General features: G+C 48.5%; 9 protein-coding genes. All 9 read left to right on the top strand.

The window, feature by feature from the left end:
• The first annotated feature begins 535 nt into the window (after positions 1-535).
• The 9 genes from LZG72_RS13950 (at position 536) to LZG72_RS13910 (ending at position 18,178) form a co-directional block, all read left to right on the top strand.
• A complete protein-coding gene (locus LZG72_RS13950) occupies positions 536-3,658 on the top strand; it encodes a SusC/RagA family TonB-linked outer membrane protein (RefSeq protein WP_233873198.1) in 3,123 nt (1,040 codons plus the stop codon).
• Positions 3,659-3,701: 43 nt separating this feature from the next.
• A complete protein-coding gene (locus LZG72_RS13945; protein ID WP_233873195.1) occupies positions 3,702-5,282 on the top strand; it encodes a SusD/RagB family nutrient-binding outer membrane lipoprotein in 1,581 nt (526 codons plus the stop codon).
• 202 nt (positions 5,283-5,484) lie between these two features.
• Entirely contained in the window at positions 5,485-6,789 is a 1,305-nt protein-coding gene (locus LZG72_RS13940) for a sugar MFS transporter (protein ID WP_233873192.1), read from the top strand.
• Between the two features lie 40 nt (positions 6,790-6,829).
• Positions 6,830-8,044 carry an MFS transporter gene (locus tag LZG72_RS13935; RefSeq protein WP_233873189.1) on the top strand — a complete coding sequence of 405 codons (1,215 nt, stop codon included), beginning with the start codon at positions 6,830-6,832 and terminating at the stop codon, positions 8,042-8,044.
• Positions 8,045-8,307: 263 nt separating this feature from the next.
• Positions 8,308-8,964, top strand: a complete 657-nt coding sequence (locus LZG72_RS13930) for an RNA polymerase sigma-70 factor (protein WP_233873186.1) — start codon at positions 8,308-8,310, stop codon at positions 8,962-8,964.
• Between the two features lie 29 nt (positions 8,965-8,993).
• The gene (locus LZG72_RS13925) at positions 8,994-10,016 is read left to right on the top strand and encodes a FecR family protein (RefSeq protein ID WP_233873183.1); all 1,023 of its coding nucleotides are present in this window, start codon (positions 8,994-8,996) and stop codon (positions 10,014-10,016) included.
• A 149-nt stretch (positions 10,017-10,165) separates the two neighbouring features.
• Positions 10,166-13,621, top strand: a complete 3,456-nt coding sequence (locus LZG72_RS13920; RefSeq protein WP_233873180.1) for a TonB-dependent receptor — start codon at positions 10,166-10,168, stop codon at positions 13,619-13,621.
• Positions 13,622-13,677: 56 nt separating this feature from the next.
• Positions 13,678-15,201, top strand: a complete 1,524-nt coding sequence (locus LZG72_RS13915; protein WP_233873177.1) for a RagB/SusD family nutrient uptake outer membrane protein — start codon at positions 13,678-13,680, stop codon at positions 15,199-15,201.
• Between the two features lie 70 nt (positions 15,202-15,271).
• Positions 15,272-18,178, top strand: a complete 2,907-nt coding sequence (locus LZG72_RS13910; protein ID WP_233873174.1) for a hypothetical protein — start codon at positions 15,272-15,274, stop codon at positions 18,176-18,178.
• The last annotated feature ends 7 nt before the right edge of the window (positions 18,179-18,185 follow it).

The raw sequence follows: 18,185 nt of genomic DNA, 5'->3' as shown, positions 1-18,185 counted from the left end.
AAAGAAGGTTGTCTGCGGCCCATTTTTCTTTGATTTGCTTATACCTAAAGTTAAACAATTCGGAAAAGTTATACAACCGCTAAAATGCAAAAAAAGACTGCCTCTTTTGAGACAGCCTCCTTTTTTTATATATACCCCAAGTCTTAAAATCTCCAATAAATTGCAATATTCCATTACGCCAGTTTCCAATCACATCTCCCATTTCACATCTCCCATTCCACAACCCCCTGAAAATTCATCAAAAACAGTGTTTTCTCCAATATCTCTTCCATTTGCCAAATCCACATATATCAAATTAAAATATTGCATTTAATACTTTTAGTAGAATTTAAATCGGCTGTATATGACATTTGCGTCCTAATAATTTTACGTTGTTCGACGTCGGTACCATTCGGTGACTTGCCGATGTTTGATTTTGAAAGATAGTAGTAGGATTGAGTAAGATAGTATCAGATTGTGACCGTTATAAGTTTTAATATTGAGATAATTGATTTTCTCAAAATAATGTATTGTTTTATTTAACCACAGTGTTCTTATGTACGGAAATTCTTTACCAGTTCCATTAAAATGGATGAATTGCACTTTTTCGACCTGGGGGCCCGCGGCTCACATGCAGGGCAGCTCGCGTCAAAGATTTAAGATCTTGGTGGTTTTGATGTTGCTGGGAGCTGGTTTTGCTTCGGAAACAGTGGCGCAGGAATTAAATGTTACGGGGAAAGTGGTGGATGATAAGGGGGTAGGTTTGCCTGGCGTAAACGTGCTCATTAAAGGATCGACCAAGGGAACCTCCACCGACACGGGCGGCGGATATTCCATTTCTGTGCCGACCGGCTCTGAAACACTTGTGTTTTCGTTTATCGGGTACGCTTCCATGGACGTGGCCGTGAGCGGCAGATCCGTGGTAAATGTGACTCTTCGCGAAGATGCTACCCAGCTTGGAGAAGTGGTAGTAACGGCCCTCGGTATTGAAAGAAGCGCCAAAACGCTGACGTATGCGACCCAGCAACTTTCGGGAAAACAACTGGCTGATGTGCGGGACGCGAACTTCGTAAACACGCTTTCCGGTAAAGTAGCCGGTATCGTGGTAACCCAAGGTTCGTCCGGTCCGGGATCTGCCACACGGGTGACGTTGAGAGGTAACCGTTCGATCGGCGGGAACAACAATGCATTGTTCGTAGTAGACGGTGTCCCCATCGATAACTCCATCAGAAGTCAGGTAAACTCGGATTTCGGAGGAGTGAACCGCAGTGACGGTGCCGCCAACATCAACCCGGACGATATCGAATCCATGAACGTACTGAAAGGACCTGCGGCATCGGCATTGTATGGTAGCCGGGCTGCGAACGGGGTCATTATGATCACGACCAAAAAAGGCAAGGCAGGTAAGATCTCCACGGACATCAATTCAGGGATTTCAATTGAATCACCTTTGCTTTTGCCAAGTTTTCAGAATAAATACGGGCAGGGAGCCGGCGGCAAGTCAAGTGAAAATGCATCGGGAAGCTGGGGTGCCGCGGCTACAACCTATCCGGATAACATTAAAAACTTCTACAGGAACGGGGTTTCAACCAACAATTCCATTGGTTTGTCGGGTGGTAGCGAAAATATCCAGACGTACATGTCTTATACCCACAATAAAAACCAGGGCCTGATCCCGAACAATGATCTGCAGAGACATACTTTGAACCTGCGGATCAGTGCAAACCTGACCAAAAAACTGAGTGTCGATGGCAAGGTAACTTACATCAATCAGGATATTAAGAACAAACCCTACTCAGGTGAGAACAGCGGTCCGATCATGAACCTGCTCAAAACACCCAGAAGTGTGAACCTGGATGATTATAAAAACTTCGAAACAGAAAACGGAACACCGAGATACTGGACCAGCTCGGGGATTTATATGAACCCTTACTGGACGCTCAACCGAACTTTTGGTACTGAAAAAAGAGACCGTTCCATTATCCTCGGATCGGCGAAATATGAGCTGGCAAGCTGGCTGAACGTGCAGGGACGCGTGAGCTACGACACGTATGTAGATGAGTATGAGCGTGGTTATGCAAACAATACGCTTTTATATGCAGCGGCCGGAGGTAACTACGAGAATTTCGATGGTAAAACGCTGGAACGGAATATGGACCTGATTTTTTCCGGTAACCATAAAATCGGCGGCAACTTCGGACTAACCTACAACTTTGGGGCCGGTTCGACCTACAATAAATATTCAGAAGTAGGGGGAACGGCAACCGGACTTTCCGTGGTGAACAAGTTCGACTTGTCGTTCGCTACAAACCTTACCCGCGTTTCGACATTCTCGGAAAAAGAACTGCAGTATGTGTTCGGGGCGGCATCTTTTTCATTCAAGGATTACCTTACCGTGGACGCTTCCATTCGTAACGACTGGTCTTCCACGCTTCCGAACCCTTATTCTTACACGTACTTTTCTTTTGGGGGTAATTTCATTCTGTCCGAAGCCTTGCGGATGCCATCCTGGATCAGCTTTGCCAAAGTACGCGGATCGTGGGCGCAGGTGGGTAACGATACGAGCCCATACCAGCTCGATCCGTTCTATACCTTTACAGCAGGTGGCACTACCGGCTACATTGCCAGAAACACCACTTTGCCTAATGCAAATCTGAAACCTGAAATTTCTTCCGCCACTGAATTCGGTGTGGATTTCCGGGCTTTCAATGGACGCATCGGACTGGATGTGACTTATTATAACAGTAATACGATCAACCAGATCCTGTCGCTGCCGCTGGCATCTCCATCCGGATTCAACACCCAGGTGATCAATGCAGGGAAAATCAACAACACGGGTATCGAGATCGTTGCTTCCGGCAAGCCATTGAAAGGTGGCAGGGTTTCCTGGGAGACGAGCGTGAATTTTGCCCGTAACGTGAACAAAGTGGTTTACCTGAACGAAAGTATCAAAAAGGTGAGTTTGGGAAGCGGTATCAGATCTGCATCGCCGATTGTTGCCGAGGGAGGTTCTTTTGGGGATATGGAAGCTAATACCTGGCTGAGAGACTCGCAGGGCAGGTATGTAGTGACTGCGGCGGGCGTACCGGCTGTGGGGCCAATTGCCACCATCGGAAACTATAACCCAAAATTCACGTTGGGCTGGAACAACAGTTTCAACTACAAAAACTTCGTGTTCTCCTTCCTTGTGGACGGACGTATAGGCGGAATTGTAACTTCGGGAACAGAAGCTAACCTCGCATTCGACGGTAACTCTGACTATACCGAGGCGCATCGTGAAGGCGGATGGGTACTTCCTGCGGTAACGGCCGAAGGTGCTCCCAACACAAAGGCGATCACTGCGGAACAATTCTGGCAAACCGTTTCACAGGGACGTTATTCATGGGGCGAGTTCTTTACGTATTCGGCGACCAACTTCCGTTTGCGCGAGCTTACATTGGGTTACAACATTCCTTTCTCTCCAAACTCTTTCCTGAAAAATGCGCGGCTATCGTTCACTGCGCGTAACCTGTTCTTCATTTACAGAGGCAATGCCAAAATGGATATTCCCGGTCTGGCGAAACGCAAGCTGCCGTTCGATCCGGATATGAACCTGGGTGCAGGTAACTTCCAGGGTCTTGACTACGGGAACCTGCCATCGTCGAGAACAATCGGGTTGAACCTAAAACTCAGCTTTTAATTGATGTCCAGGAACCAGTGTATTTTTTAAATATTGACATATCATGAAACGAAATATAAATCAGAAATTAAGAAAGATCTTGAGTGTTGGTTCCATCGGGCTCGCTGGCTTTTTCGGCGCCGCCTGTACCGACGACTTCGACACCATGAACAAGAGTAAGACCGCCCTTGTTGTACTGACCCCGGCAGAATATCCGAAATTGTTTTCGCATGCATTGTCCCAGGGTTCATACCATCCTTCTTACCAGACTGCCACCAACCTTTTTGCGGATTTGTATGCGCAGTATTTTGCAACCACTACTGCCAACTTCCAGTCAGACAGGTATTTTACAAACATGTCGTGGATCAACTCACACTGGAACCCGATTTACATCCAGGTGGTGCCGCAGCTGAAAACGTTGTTTGAAAGCTACGATCCGAACAGTGCGGAATATTCGCTGGCGAGCATCTGGTGGGTGTTCTCATTTCACCGCGTGACCGATTATTACGGGCCAATCCCTTATTTCGACGCTGGCGTACCTGCGCAAAGTGTGAAATACGACGCTCAGGATGTGATTTATGATGATTTTTTCAAAAGACTGGATGCTGCCGTAGCCATATTGAAGTCCAAAACGGCTGAAAAACCATTCGGTGGATCTGACATTATGTATGCCGGGGATGTGAACAAATGGATCAAATTTGCGAACACGCTGCGTTTGCGCCTTGCATTACGTATTTCGAAAGTGGACCCTGCACGCGCGAAAAAAGAAGCGGAAGCAGCTGTGGCGGCGGGAGTGCTGACAACAGCAACGGACGACGCCATGATGGTGCGGACGGCTGTGAGCAGCGCCGATGCCAATGGTCTTTCACGGATTGCAGCATGGGGTGAATTCCGCATGAGTGCAACCATGGAATCCATTTTGAAAGGTTATAATGACCCGCGTATGGCACAATTCTTCCAGCCGGCATTCAATACCAAAACCTACGAAGGTGTGCGTAACGGATTGAGTCCTGCACAGCTGATCGAGCCTTTGAACACCAATGACAACAATTCGAACATCGGTGCGAGATGGGTACGTAACACAGGCACAGGATCGGGCTGGGAAAACCTGCTCGCCGTAAAAGCAGACATCATGCACGCGGCCGAGGCGCATTTCCTGAAAGCAGAAGGCGCGCTCAATGGCTGGAACATGGGAACCGGTACTGCGCAGAGTTTTTACGAAGAAGGAATCCGTCAATCCATGGCTACCTGGGGATTCAGCGGCGCAGTTGTCGAAACGTATATCAACGGTACTACGCCTCCGATCGCCCCCGGCGATTCGCAGAATTCTCCGGCGGTGAGCAATATTCCTGTCAAATGGGGCGCGACCCCTGCGATTCAGCGCGAGCAGATCGGTACACAGAAATGGCTGGCATTGTATCCGGATGGTTGCGAGGCGTGGGCGGAGTTCAGAAGGTCTCTTTTCCCAAAACTTTACCATGTCGTGAATTCAGTAAATCCGGACGTACCGAATACGGCATTCATCAGAAGGTTCCCGTTCATCGATTCGGAAAAAGCAAACAATAAAGTCGCTGTTACGGACGCTGTGAAGTTGCTTAATGGACCAGATAAAGCCAGTACGGCGTTGTGGTGGGATAAAAATTAGAGTGTGAAAAGTGAGAGTGTGAAAAGTGAGAGGTGAAAAGTGAGAGGTGAAAAGTGAGAGTGTGAAAAGTGAGAGGTGAAATGTGAGAGGTGAAATGTGAAATGTGAGAGGTGAAGTATCCCGGCGCAATGTTTTGTTGCGGCCGGGATATTTGGTGTTTTAATGCTTTGTTTAAATGATGCCCAGTTAACCCACTCAGAATATGGCCAAGGTGAAATCCTATATTTATCCGCTTGTCATTATTGCGATCCTGTTTTTTGTTTTTGGCTTTATTACGTGGGTCAATGGCATCCTGATCCCGTACTTTCAGATCTGTCTGGAACTCACCAATTTCCAGTCGCTGCTCGTTGCATTTGCTTCTTACATCGCCTACTTTTTCATGGCGATACCTTCCGCCTGGATCCTGAAACATACCGGTTACAAAAAAGGAATGGTGATTGGCTTGCTGGTTATGGCACTTGGTACCGTCATGTTCGTTCCGGCCGCGTTTTCCAGGACCTACCTGCTTTTCCTCGGGGGCTTGTTTGTTACCGGCACGGGACTGGCGCTTCTGCAGACTGCCGCTAATCCGTATGTCGCCATTATTGGTCCCGCAGAGAGTACCGCACAGCGGATCGGGTTTATGGGTATTGCCAACAAAACGGCCGGAATATTAAGTCAGCGTATCCTGGGGGCCATTTTTTTGTTAAATGCAGATTCAATCGTCGCCAGTATTTCAACTGCCAGCATAGAAGAAAAAGCGGCTATTCTGGATGAGTATGTATTAAAAGTAGTCGATCCGTACCTGGTCATTACCGCAATACTTGCTTTGCTGGCGGTAATGGTATTTTTCTCCAAGTTACCCGAAGTAGAAGAAAGCGAAAGCGAACCGCTGGGGAGTGAAAAACCGGAGGGAAGCAAAACATCGGTATTCCAGTATCCCTACCTCGTGCTCGGCGTGATTGCGTTGTTTATGGCCGGCGGCTGTGAGGTGATCCCTATCGACGGGATCATTTTATACAGCCGGAACCTCGGCATTCCTTTGCAGGAATCGAGGCATTTCGCGGAGTATACCCTGTATGCGATGCTGGTCGGCTATGTGGCGAGTACTGTTCTTATTCCTAAATGGCTTTCGCAGCAGGCGGCACTGAAATACTGCGCGATCTCTGGTTTTATCCTGATTATGGCTGCCTATTTTACAACGGGTATGGTCTCGATTTACTGTCTGATCTGCACCGGTTTCGGCGCTGCATTGCTCTGGGGAGTAATTTGGGGGCTCGCGATCCGCAACCTCAGCAAGTTTACTAAAATGGGCTCGGCCCTGCTGCTGATGTCGGTGATCGGGGGCGGGATATTTCCATTACTGTTCGGAAGCATCATAGACTGGAACCCCGACTCGCCCCAAACGGCTGTGCTCGTGCTGATTCCATGTTATTCGTACCTGTTCTTTTACGCAACCTGGGGCTGGAAAAAGAAAGAATGGAAAAGCAGCCGGGCGTCAAATCAAAATGCACCCGTTTATCAATAATTATCCTAAACCTTTATAAGTATCCTAAACCTTTAATCAAATGAAACTATCAACACGAATCATGTTAATGACGATGATGTTCCTTCAGTTTTTTGTCTGGGGGGCCTGGTATGGTCAGATGAGTAAGTATATGTTCACACAACTTGGCGCTTCCGGCGTGCAGGTGGGTAATGCATATGCCACGTTTTCGATCGGAATGATCGTATCGCCGTTCTTCATGGGTATGATCGCCGACCGCTATTTTTCAGCGCAGAAAGTATTGGGTGTACTCAATCTGCTCGGCGCGTTTTTCCTCTGGCTGATCTGCCGGACAGAAGATCCCGGAACGTTTTTCTGGGTGATCCTGATGTATTGCCTCACTTTTGCGCCAACGCTCGTTCTGGCAAGCTCCATTTCCATGCAGCACATGACGAGCTCGGAAAAGGAATTTTCTTCGATCCGCGTCATAGGCACCGTGGCCTGGATTATTGTAACCAACATCATCGGATATTATGCATTGGGAGATAAGGTGGCGATTTTCGAGATCGCCATGTATGTCTCTTTTTTCTATGGAATCTTCGCTTTTTTTCTGCCGGATACCCCGCCAAAGCCGTCAACCAGCAAATCCTTCACGTCGATCCTGGGACTGGATGCATTCCGGCTTTTCAAAGACCGGTCGTTTACGATATTCTTCATTTCATCGATGCTGATCTGTATTCCGCTGTCTTTTTACTATGCCCTCGCCAACCCTTCGCTGAATGATTCGGGTATGCTGAATGTCGAAAATAAGATGTCTCTGGGCCAGGTGTCCGAGGTAGTATTCATCCTGCTGATCCCATTTGCTTTCCAGCGGTTTGGTGTGAAATGGATGCTCATCGCCGGCCTGGTCGCCTGGATCCTGCGTTTCATCGGATTTGGATTCGGGGATGCGCAAACCAGTGAGTGGATGTTATATCTGGCTATCGCGTTGCATGGAATTTCGTACGACTTCATCTTCATTACCGGCCACATTTATACCGATAATAAAGCCGATGTCCGGATCAGATCTTCTGCGCAAGGCCTTTTTTCAATCGCTACCTATGGATTGGGCATGGGAATCGGCTCCTGGATTGCGGGAGTGGTGGCGGATATTTACACGGTTGAAGGTGTGAAAAACTGGTCTGCGATCTGGATGGTTCCGGCCGGTATAGCTGTGCTGGTACTTGTTCTTTTTGTCCTCTTTTTCAAAAGCGAAAAAGCGCCGCAGGCAGATGTGCCGGCCGTGGTTGCAGCGTAAATGCAGGATCTGTGGGGTATAGCCTGTGATGAAGCCGTCTCAATGTAAATGAGGCGGCTTTATCTTTTGTATTGAATGGTGATTTAGACATAAGGTTAAAATGCAGCAACGGCAGCTATCAATCTGACATATTAGAAAATTTCCAAATATTAATTGGCTAAAAAGAAAATAATCGAAAAAAGTATGAAATCCGGATAGGACTTTTTTCAACCCAGATTGTCTTTAATTAAAGGCAGCATGCATCATCTAGACCCGAGACAGAGATGGAAAAAGAAGAACAGTTTATGGATCCGGCAGGGAAGCAGCGACGGTTGTTGCCCGGACCCATTCATGAAAAGGACGCCGTAAAGGTCATAGATTCTGAAATGCTGCTGAAACGCGCCTTTGAAAAAGATTCATCTGCCGGGGCCGAGGCTCTTTACAAATGGTACTACGCCCCGCTTTGCAGTCATGCGGTCCGTTATGTGTCTTCCAAAGAAATTGCCGAGGATATTGTCGCAGATGTTTTTTTTAAGTTTTTCGCGCAAAGGCTGTATTTAAAAATCGACAGCTCATTCCGTGCCTATCTGTTTACCTGTGTCAGAAACAGTGCTTTTAATTATGTGCAAACGGAAATGAGGAGAAGTACTTCTCTGGAATTTGCGGAGCTCGTACCCATCCGGGAAGACCAGCAGCCCGATGGGCTCACGCAGTATGAAGAAACCTATCAGGATGTGGAAAAGGCCGTGAATGCCCTGCCGCTCAAACGCCGGAAAATTTACATCATGCACCGGGTCGAAGGAAAAAAATACCAGGAAATCGCAAACGACCTGGAAATATCTATCAAAACTGTGAAGGAGCAAATGACTAAGGCTATCCAGCAGATCAGGAAAGAGTTGAAAGGGAAGTGGTTTCTTCTATTGATCGGTTTTTGCCAATAGCAACATTCACATACTAAATCTTGGAACAAATGGAACCAGATATTACCCGGGAGATCGTTTTCAGCTACCTGAAAGGAAATACAACCGCTCTTCAGAAGCAATTGATCGAAGAATGGGCGAAGCATAAGGAGAACCGTGAGCAGTTTTTTGAATGGCTTTACGAGTACGAAAGAATCAACCAGCAATATCCGGTGGATGTAAAGGCGGGTTATGAACGGTATTTGGAATGGAAAAATAGTCATGCGGGTGAAGACAATCTTAGGCTTGACAGTTTGCAGGATGACGAAACGCCTGTTGGACTGCTGTCCGGTTACGTAAAGTTGATCGCCGCCTCGGTGATTTTAGTATTGGCCTGTTTTGTGGGCTGGCTGCTGAGGGATGAGATCTTGTACCAGAATTATGCGACTGCTTATGGCGAGGTCAGAAAAGTGGATCTCCCGGACGGGAGCAAGGTGGTGCTCAATGCCAATTCGCGGCTTTTCGTCCCGAGATTCGGTTTTGGCGATGAAAAACGGGAGGTGCGGCTGAGTGGGGAAGCGAGTTTTAACGTAATCCACACCCAAAACCACCAGCGTTTTATTGTACTCACCGACAAGCATGTCAATATCGAAGTACTGGGCACCGAGTTCAACGTATACGCCAGACCGAGAGGTACGCAGGTTGTCTTGAACAAAGGAAAAGTTCAGCTGAACTATCTGGAAGGAAATGCGGATAAAATTTTGACCATGAAACCGGGCGACCTGGTAACGGTGGATGGGAATGGCGCGGCCAATGTGCGAAAGACCGCGCAGCCCGCCAATTTCTCCGCCTGGAAATTCCATCGGTTTATATTTGAAAATACCTCGTTGAGCGAAATAGGCATTCAGCTTCAGGAACATTTCGGGACTAAAATCATCATCCAGGACCAGGCATTATCAGACCTGACCATATCGGGCTCATTTACGGCAATGGACGCCGAGGAGCTGCTGGACATTCTTAGTGAGCCATCGGATTTTATCTATGAAAAAAAGGGTAAGAACAAAATCGTTATCCTCAATAAGAAACTAAAATAAGCCTCATTCCGGGTGCATTTGAAGATTTATATCGGCCGGTGTAAAACTTTGAAAGCCACAGTTTAGCGGTAGTCCGGACTATCTGTTAAACACCATTTGAGGAGGAATAAAGCAATGAGAGATGTTTTAATCTTAACAAATCATTATTTATGAAAACAAAATTACGAGTGCTCCTGCTGCTGGTCGCCTTCGGGAGTAGTATACAATCCGGGACCGCCCAGTTGCTTGCAAGTTCGATCAAGCAAAAGCCTGCGAACAACAAAACGGACACACAACCGACGATCCGGCAGCTGAAAGATGTTCTGCTGGAATTCAAAAATCTGTATAAAGTTGATATTCTGTTCGTCGATTCGATGGTGGAAGGCTATTCGGTGCAGTCTGACCGGATTGTCAGGGACAATAATTTCGAGCGCAGCCTGCACAAGCTGCTCGTACCGCTGGGTCTGACCTACAAAAAAGGAAAGAATGGCGGCTACATCATTACCAAAAAAGGAGATCCCGAAACGAAGCTGAAAAATCAGGAGCTGAACCAGCTCGAACAACTGGCTCCCGCCGAAACGAAAAATCCGCAGGGGCCGATCAACAGTGCAGAAACTCCGGGTAAAATTCCCGCGCAGCGCAGTTTCGACAAATTTATTACCGGAACGATCATTGATGCGGAAACCGGGGCCGGACTGCCGGGTGTGAATGTAATCCTGAAAGGCACGACGACCGGCACCACTTCCGACGCGAACGGCGTGTACCGCATTTCCATTCCCGACGATTCCAAAGAATTGATTTTTAGTTTTGTAGGATATGAAAGTGTGGAGTTACCGGTGGGCGGCGCAACCTTGAATGTATCGCTGAAAGCGGACGTGCGTGCGCTGAATGAGGTGGTTGTGGTGAGTTATGGAACGCAGAAAAAACGTGAAGTAACCGGCGCGGTCAGCACGCTGAAAGCCGAAACCGTTGCGGATATGCCGGTCGCGCAGATCGGGCAGAAATTGCAGGGGCAGTTTGCGGGCGTTCAGGTTTACCAGAGCACGGGTACGCCCGGAGCGGGAATGTCGTTCCGGATCCGGGGCCAGGCGTCCATCAGCGCGGGAAACACGCCGCTTTACGTGGTGGACGGGTTTCCCATTGTGGGCGGCATTGAGCGGATCAGCCCGGAAGAGATCGAATCCTTTACGGTTTTGAAAGATGCGTCGGCGTCTTCCTTGTATGGGTCGCGGGCAGCAAACGGCGTGATTCTGATCACCACCAAATCGGCCAAAGATGGAAAAACAAGGATTGATTTCAGTTCATACATTGGCGTTCAGGTGGTGCCAAAACGCGGCCGGCCGGAGCTGATGAATGCACGTGAATTTGCCCAGTTTAAAAAGGAGTGGTATGAAGACGAAGCCATTTACAGCGGCTACACCGGCGGCGTGCCGGTAGAATATCAGAATCCTGAAAAATACGGCCCGAACGATGGTACCAACTGGTTCGACGTTCTGCTGCGGGACGCACCCACGCAAAACTACAATCTGTCGCTTTCTTCCGGTACGCAGCGGCTCAAATCAACCGTAAACCTGAATTACAACAAGCAGGATGGCGTCATGCTCAACACCTATGCGAACCGGTTTACATTGCGTTCCAACAACATTTACGAAGCTTCCGATAAGCTCACATTCGGGATCAATGTGGCCGTAACGCATCAGCTGAGCCAGAATTTTACAACGGACGGATACTGGAACATCATCTCCGGCGCCTACCTGATGGACCCGAGCCTGAACTATAAAAACCCGGATGGTACGCTGCCGGTTTCCATGTCTGCACCGGGCATGTTTCCCAATCCGAACTGGTACCGCGTACTTACCGAGCAAAAAGCGCCGCAAAAAAGAACGACCGCAATCGGGAACGTCTACGGCGAATGGTCCATTCTCAAAGACCTGAAATACCGCATTTCCCTCAACACCGACCTGGGCAATTCTTCGTTGCGGAGTTTCAGGCCTTCAACAGCTGGCGGCGGGATGTTCGTTGCTCCGCCGGTGCTGGCAACCGGTTCTTACAACACCGATAATTACCTTTCCTGGCTGGTTGAGAACACATTAACCTACTCGAAATCGATTAAGGACCATAATTTTGACGTGCTTGTGGGTTACAATTCACAAAAATTCACTTCCGAGTTCAGTAATATCAATGCGACGGATTTTCCGGACGACGCCATCGACTGGATCAATGTGGCTACCACGCGGATCGGGACTGCCGGAGCGGGGGAGTGGTCTATCCTTTCCATGCTCGGACGATTGAACTACAATTATAAAGGCAAATACCTGCTTTCGGCCGCCATGCGCAGGGATGGGTCTTCCCGGTTCGGGTCAAATAATAAATGGGGTTCATTTCCTTCTGTTTCCGCAGGCTGGATCGTTTCCGACGAGGATTTCCTAGCTACTGCTTCAAAACTGAGCTATCTGAAAATCCGTGGAAGCTACGGGGTTGTCGGCAACAACAACATCGGGAACTATACCTTTATTCCCTCCATTGGCCGGTCGAGTTATGTGTTTGGGAATCAGGTAGTGGCGGGAGGCAGCCTGTCGGGGCTGGCCAATCAGGACCTGGGCTGGGAGCGGACGCGCCAGCTGGATATCGGCTTTGACCTGGGCCTTTTCAATGATCGTGTGTTCTTCGTTTATGATTATTACAAAAAGAATACGGACGGGCTGCTTTACAACATCGACATTCCCTGGGCATCGGGTTATTCGTCGGTGACCTCCAATGTGGGCGAGTTCAAATTCTGGGGACATGAATTCGGTTTGGAAACGAAAAATCTGGTCGGGGCTTTCCGCTGGAACAGTAATCTGAATGTAACCGTGAACCGGAATGAGGTAATGAAGCTGGGCGTAAACAACACACCAATAGGCGGTTATCAGGAAAACATCGATTATGTAAGAACGGAGGTCGGACATCCGATGGGGCAGTTCTACGGATACATTTATGATGGCGTTTTTATGAACCAGGCGGAGTTTGACCAGGGCGCAAAAAGCGTTAATTCCAAAGTCGGCTCGGTGAGGATCAGGGATGTGAGCGGCCCGGATGGTAAGGCTGATGGCAAGATCGATGTGTATGACAAAACCTTCATCGGTAATCCGATCCCCAAGTTCCTGTTTGGTTTTTCAAATCAGTTTACCTACAAAAACTTCGATCTGGGGATACAAATGGCTGGTTCGGTCGGCGGCGACATTATGGATGTGAGTTACCAGTGGACTGAAAATATCGACGGTGTTTTTAATGTAAGAAAAGAAGTGGCGGAGAGATGGCGGTCGGAAGCAAATCCGGGAAAAGGAAACATTCCGCGGACGAATTCTGATCCTTTGCACCGGTTCAACAACAGCCGCTGGATCTGGAATGGCTCCTATCTTTCCGTCAAAAACATTACACTGGCCTACAACCTGCCGCTGCAAAGCAAGTACATCAAAAAGGCAAGGATCTACGTGACGACCCAAAACGCATTTATCCTCACAAAGTATCCGGGAATGAACCCGGAAGTGAGCGATTCAGGACTGGGCGGGTTACGGGAAGGCGTGGACCAGGCATCTTATCCGGTGCCCAGAGTGCTCACGGCCGGGGTGAATGTGTCCTTTTGATTTTTGTAAACAAGTAATTCCAGTGGTACGATTCTGACCAATAAAAGACATTACTAATGAAAAATATTTTAACCATACTCATCATTGGCGCCGCAGTTCTGAGTTCCTGTAAAGAAGAATTCCTGGATCTCGCCCCGCCGACCAATCTCAGTTCCGCCACGTATTTCAAAACAGAGGCCCAGTTTGACCAGGCGCTGGTGGGCGCCTATGAAACCCTGCGCGGCATGGTTGCCGCCGGTGCCTACATGGACGAAATGCGCTCGGATAATACTTTTTTTACTTACTATGCCGCCGACAGAGGTCCCGCAAACTGGGTGGAGGACATTATCATGTTCCGCGATAATCCGCAAACTACGGTTACCAATGGACGTTATCGCAACAATTACACAGGAATTGCCCGGGTGAACGCCATCGTCGACCGGATCGGCGCGGCTGGTGTTCCGGAACCGGCCAAGAACCGGATTTTAGGGGAAGCCTTGTTTCTGCGTGCTTTTTACTACTTCGATCTGGTACAGCATTACGGCGGTGTGCCGCTGCACCTGAAAGATGTGGTTTCGGTAGATGATGCGTTTCTGGCAAGATCTTCCGTTCAGCAGGTATATGATCAGATCGTGACCGACCTGAATGCAGCAATGCCTAAACTGGCCGAGGCAACCGTTTTTCCTCAGTCGGGAAGGGCTACAAAAGGTGCGGCGAAAATGCTGCTCGCCTACGCATACATGTCGAAACCTGAGAAGGAATATGCAAAAGCGGAGGCAGAACTGCTCGACATTACAAAAATGAAATATCAGTTGCTGACGGATTATGCTTCGGTTTTCAATCCGACCAATAAAAACAGCAGCGAGTCGATCTTTGAGATTCAGTTTCAGGAAGGTAACACGGGCCAGCAGAGCGATTTTATCTACACATTTTTGCCTAAAACAACCAATGCATCCTTGCTTGTGGGTCTGCCCGTGAGTACCCTTTCGCGCGGAGGCTGGAATGTTCCCACGGAAGAACTCGTCAAATCGTACGAGACGGGCGACAAAAGGCTGCCGGCATCCATTTCGGTGATCCAGGGGACGCAAACCGGAGATAATTTCACCTATGAGGTTGAGAAAAACGTGGTGGGATATACGCCACAGGCCGGAAAAACGTATCGCTATTTTATCAAAAAATTCCTGAACCCACCTTACCAACGCGAGTTTAATACGAATGACAACTGGCCGGTTTTCAGATATGCCGGTGCGATGTTGCTGCTGGCGGAATGCCTGGTCCAGCAGGGAAAAGCCGCCAGTGCATTGCCGTACATCAATGCAGTACGTGCCAGGGCCGGATTGCCTGCGCTCACCACCGCAACTGCTGAAAATGTGGCCAATGAAACGCGTCACGAGCTTGCATTTGAAAATCACCGGTACACGGATCTGATCAGAACCGGCAAGGCGATCCCGGTGCTCACGGCAAAAGGAAATGAAATGAAACGCCTGTATACATTTGTCCCTGCAAATGCCTTCGAAGTAACCGAAAGCAGGTTAGTATATCCGATACCGTTCAGGGAGTTGCAGCTCAACAACCAGCTCGAACAGAACCTGGGATATTGATGGGGGCCGCACTTCGACCGCCCGGCGGCCCTGTGCGCTCAATTTTTCTTAAAGATCTAAATATATGAATATGACCCTACTTTGTTTAAAGAGAGCCATTTGCATAGCCGTGGCCATCATTTGCAACACAGGTTTCACGACTGCAGCAGATCTAGTGATTGAAACCATGGGCTTTAAATATGGCATCAGCCAGCAAGGGAAAAATCTTTATTTCACGGATAAAAAAAGTGGCATTAATTATCTGAATGATAAGATTCCTTCATTCAGCGCGTCGGTCACTGTTGATGGAAAAGAGTATGCGGTAACATCGGCCGTTTTGAAGAACGGTGTGCTGCAATATGCATTTGGGTTGAGCAGTGTCACAGCTGAGATTCAGGTAACAACCTCGCCGGATCGGATTAACCTGAAAGTACTGGCATTAAATGGAAAAGTGGAGTCATTTACGTTTGTGAATGTTCCTCTCAAAACCGAAGGATTGTCGTATGAGCCCTTCGCGGCGTGTGTACTTTCCATGAATTTACAAACGCATGTTTTCCAGCTGCCCGCGTTGCAAACGCATTTAAAAGCAACATGTTACGAGCGTTTTGGTCTTGAAAAATCGGAGGTGACCATGCTGGGCGTGCCGCAAAAAGACATACTTCCGGTCATCCGGGATGTTATGAGCCAGGCGAAAGACATCCCGCATTCCACTGCCGGGGGAGCCTGGGCACAGCTTTCAAAGGAAGGATATGGGTCTTACCTCATGAACTTCGGTACGCTCACAGAGGAGACTGTGGATGAATGGATTACGATGTGTAATAACCTTGGTTTCAAGCAGATTGACAGTCATGGCGGTTCAGGGTTTTTCAGGTTTGGTGATTTTGATCTCGACCAAAAGAAATGGCCGGAAGGCTGGGAGAATTTCAAACGCATTAACAAGCGTCTTCACGATGCCGGCATATCGGCGATATTTCATACGTATGCTTTCTTTATCGACAAAGATTCCAGGTATGTAACGCCCGTTCCAAGCAAGGATCTTGGCTATTTTAATGCGTTTACCCTTGAAAAACCATTAGGTGAAAACGACACCGAAATCGTAGTAAAGGAATCTACCGCCAATATCTCGCTCACAACCGGCTTTTTTGTCCGCAACAGCCGCACGGTACGGATCGGAGACGAGCTGATCGAGTTCAGTGGTGTCACCAAAACGGCCCCATTTAAGTTAACAGGTTGTAAAAGAGCGGCAAATGGGACAAAAAAATCGGCGCATAATGCGGGAGAAAGTGCCTACCATCTCAGGGAAATGTTCGGCCGGTTTGTGCCCGGGCCGGAAACGCCACTGTTTTCGGAAATAGCAAAACGTACCGCAGAAATTGTGGAACAGGCCGGTTTTGACGGTATTTACTTCGATGCGATCGACGGCAGCGACATCCTGGCCGGCCCGGAGAATTTCTGGTATTATGGAGGAAAATTCGTGTTTGAAGTGGCGCGTCATCTGAAACGTCCGGTGGGAATGGAAATGAGTTCCATGATCCATCACTGGTGGCATTACCGCTCGCGGTGGCAGGCATGGGACCGCCCGACACGGGGTTACAAACGTTTTATCGACATTCACACGGCTTCCATTAAATCCGACGAATACGAGCATGGGCTCTGGAGGGGGCATTCTCCGCTGATCGACAAGCTTGCCAAAGCCGAAAATGGCGGACTGCTGCTTCCGCTGCAGCTAGGCTGGTGGCAGCACCAGACCTGGAACCCGCCGCAGGTTGAGCCCACATTTGCGGATGACATTGAATACCTGGGCGCCAAAATGATCGGGAATAATGCGGGACTGGCGATGCTGGGCGGTTTCGACCAAAAATCACTGGACGCAACGCCTGCATTGAAAAGACTGAATGCGATCATCCGGCAATATGAGGATTTGAGACAAAAAAAGTATTTCGGTGAAAACATACGGAGTCAGCTGCGGCAAACCGGCAAGGATTTTACATTAGTACAATCGAACGACAGCACCTGGAATTTCCGCCCGGTATCTTATCAAAAGCACAAAGTGACGGGAGCGTCCGCAACATGGGTAATTGATAATGCATTTGATCCACAGCCGGTTAAGCTGCGCATTGAGCCGCTGATGTCGGTAAAATCATTTGACGACGAAGCAAATGTAACGTTAACAGACTTCTCCAGACTAAGTGATTTCTCTGAGAAAGAAACTGCGAAAGGTATTTCGGGCGGTTTGAAAGTTTCCTCGGAAAAACCGGGTTCCGGACAAAATGCGGCACTTTTTACGGCCACAAGTAACGGAACTTCTCCGAGAGCTGCTTCGTGGATCAAAATGGAACATCCGTTTGAGCCGATACTGGATCTTTCCAAAAATCAGGGATTGGGCGTTTGGGTAAAAGGGGATGGAAATGGACAATTGCTTAATCTGAGACTGGAAAGCCCGCGCCACATTTCGCACGGGGCGCGAGGCGATCATTTTATAAAAATCGATTTCAAAGGCTGGAAGTATTTTGAACTCGTGGAAATTGAATCTTCCGAATTCAGTAATTACATCTGGCCTGCGCTGGTTTCCAGTTCGAGTTTCTACGTCTACGATTCGTACCGCCACGAGGTTTCTTTCCCGAATGTGGACAAGCTGCAGCTTTGGTATAACAATCTTCCAGCCGGCAAAACGGTGAATACCGTCGTCGGTCCGGTGAAAGCGCTTCCATTGGTCTCTACAAAAATTACAAACCCGGAAGTCATGATCGGGAAGGAGAAAATTGTGTTTCCGGTCACGATGGAGTCAGGCATGTACCTGGAATACAGCTCGGCGACGGATTGCAAGCTGTACGGGCCGAAAGGAGAGTTCATCCAGGAGGTAAAGCCGGTGGGTAAAACGCCATTGCTCAAAAAAGGAACGAATACAATCACATTCCGCTGCGACGGGCCGAAGGATGTAAACCCGCGGGTGCAGGTGACGACGATCAGCCAGGGGAAACTGCTGCCCAACAATTAATAGGTTT

The sequence above is a fragment of the Dyadobacter sp. CY323 genome, assembly GCF_021390245.1.
Taxonomy (GTDB): Bacteria; Bacteroidota; Bacteroidia; order Cytophagales; family Spirosomataceae; genus Dyadobacter.
Note: the sequence above shows the minus strand (reverse complement) of the source record. Positions and strands in the feature narration are given on the sequence as shown.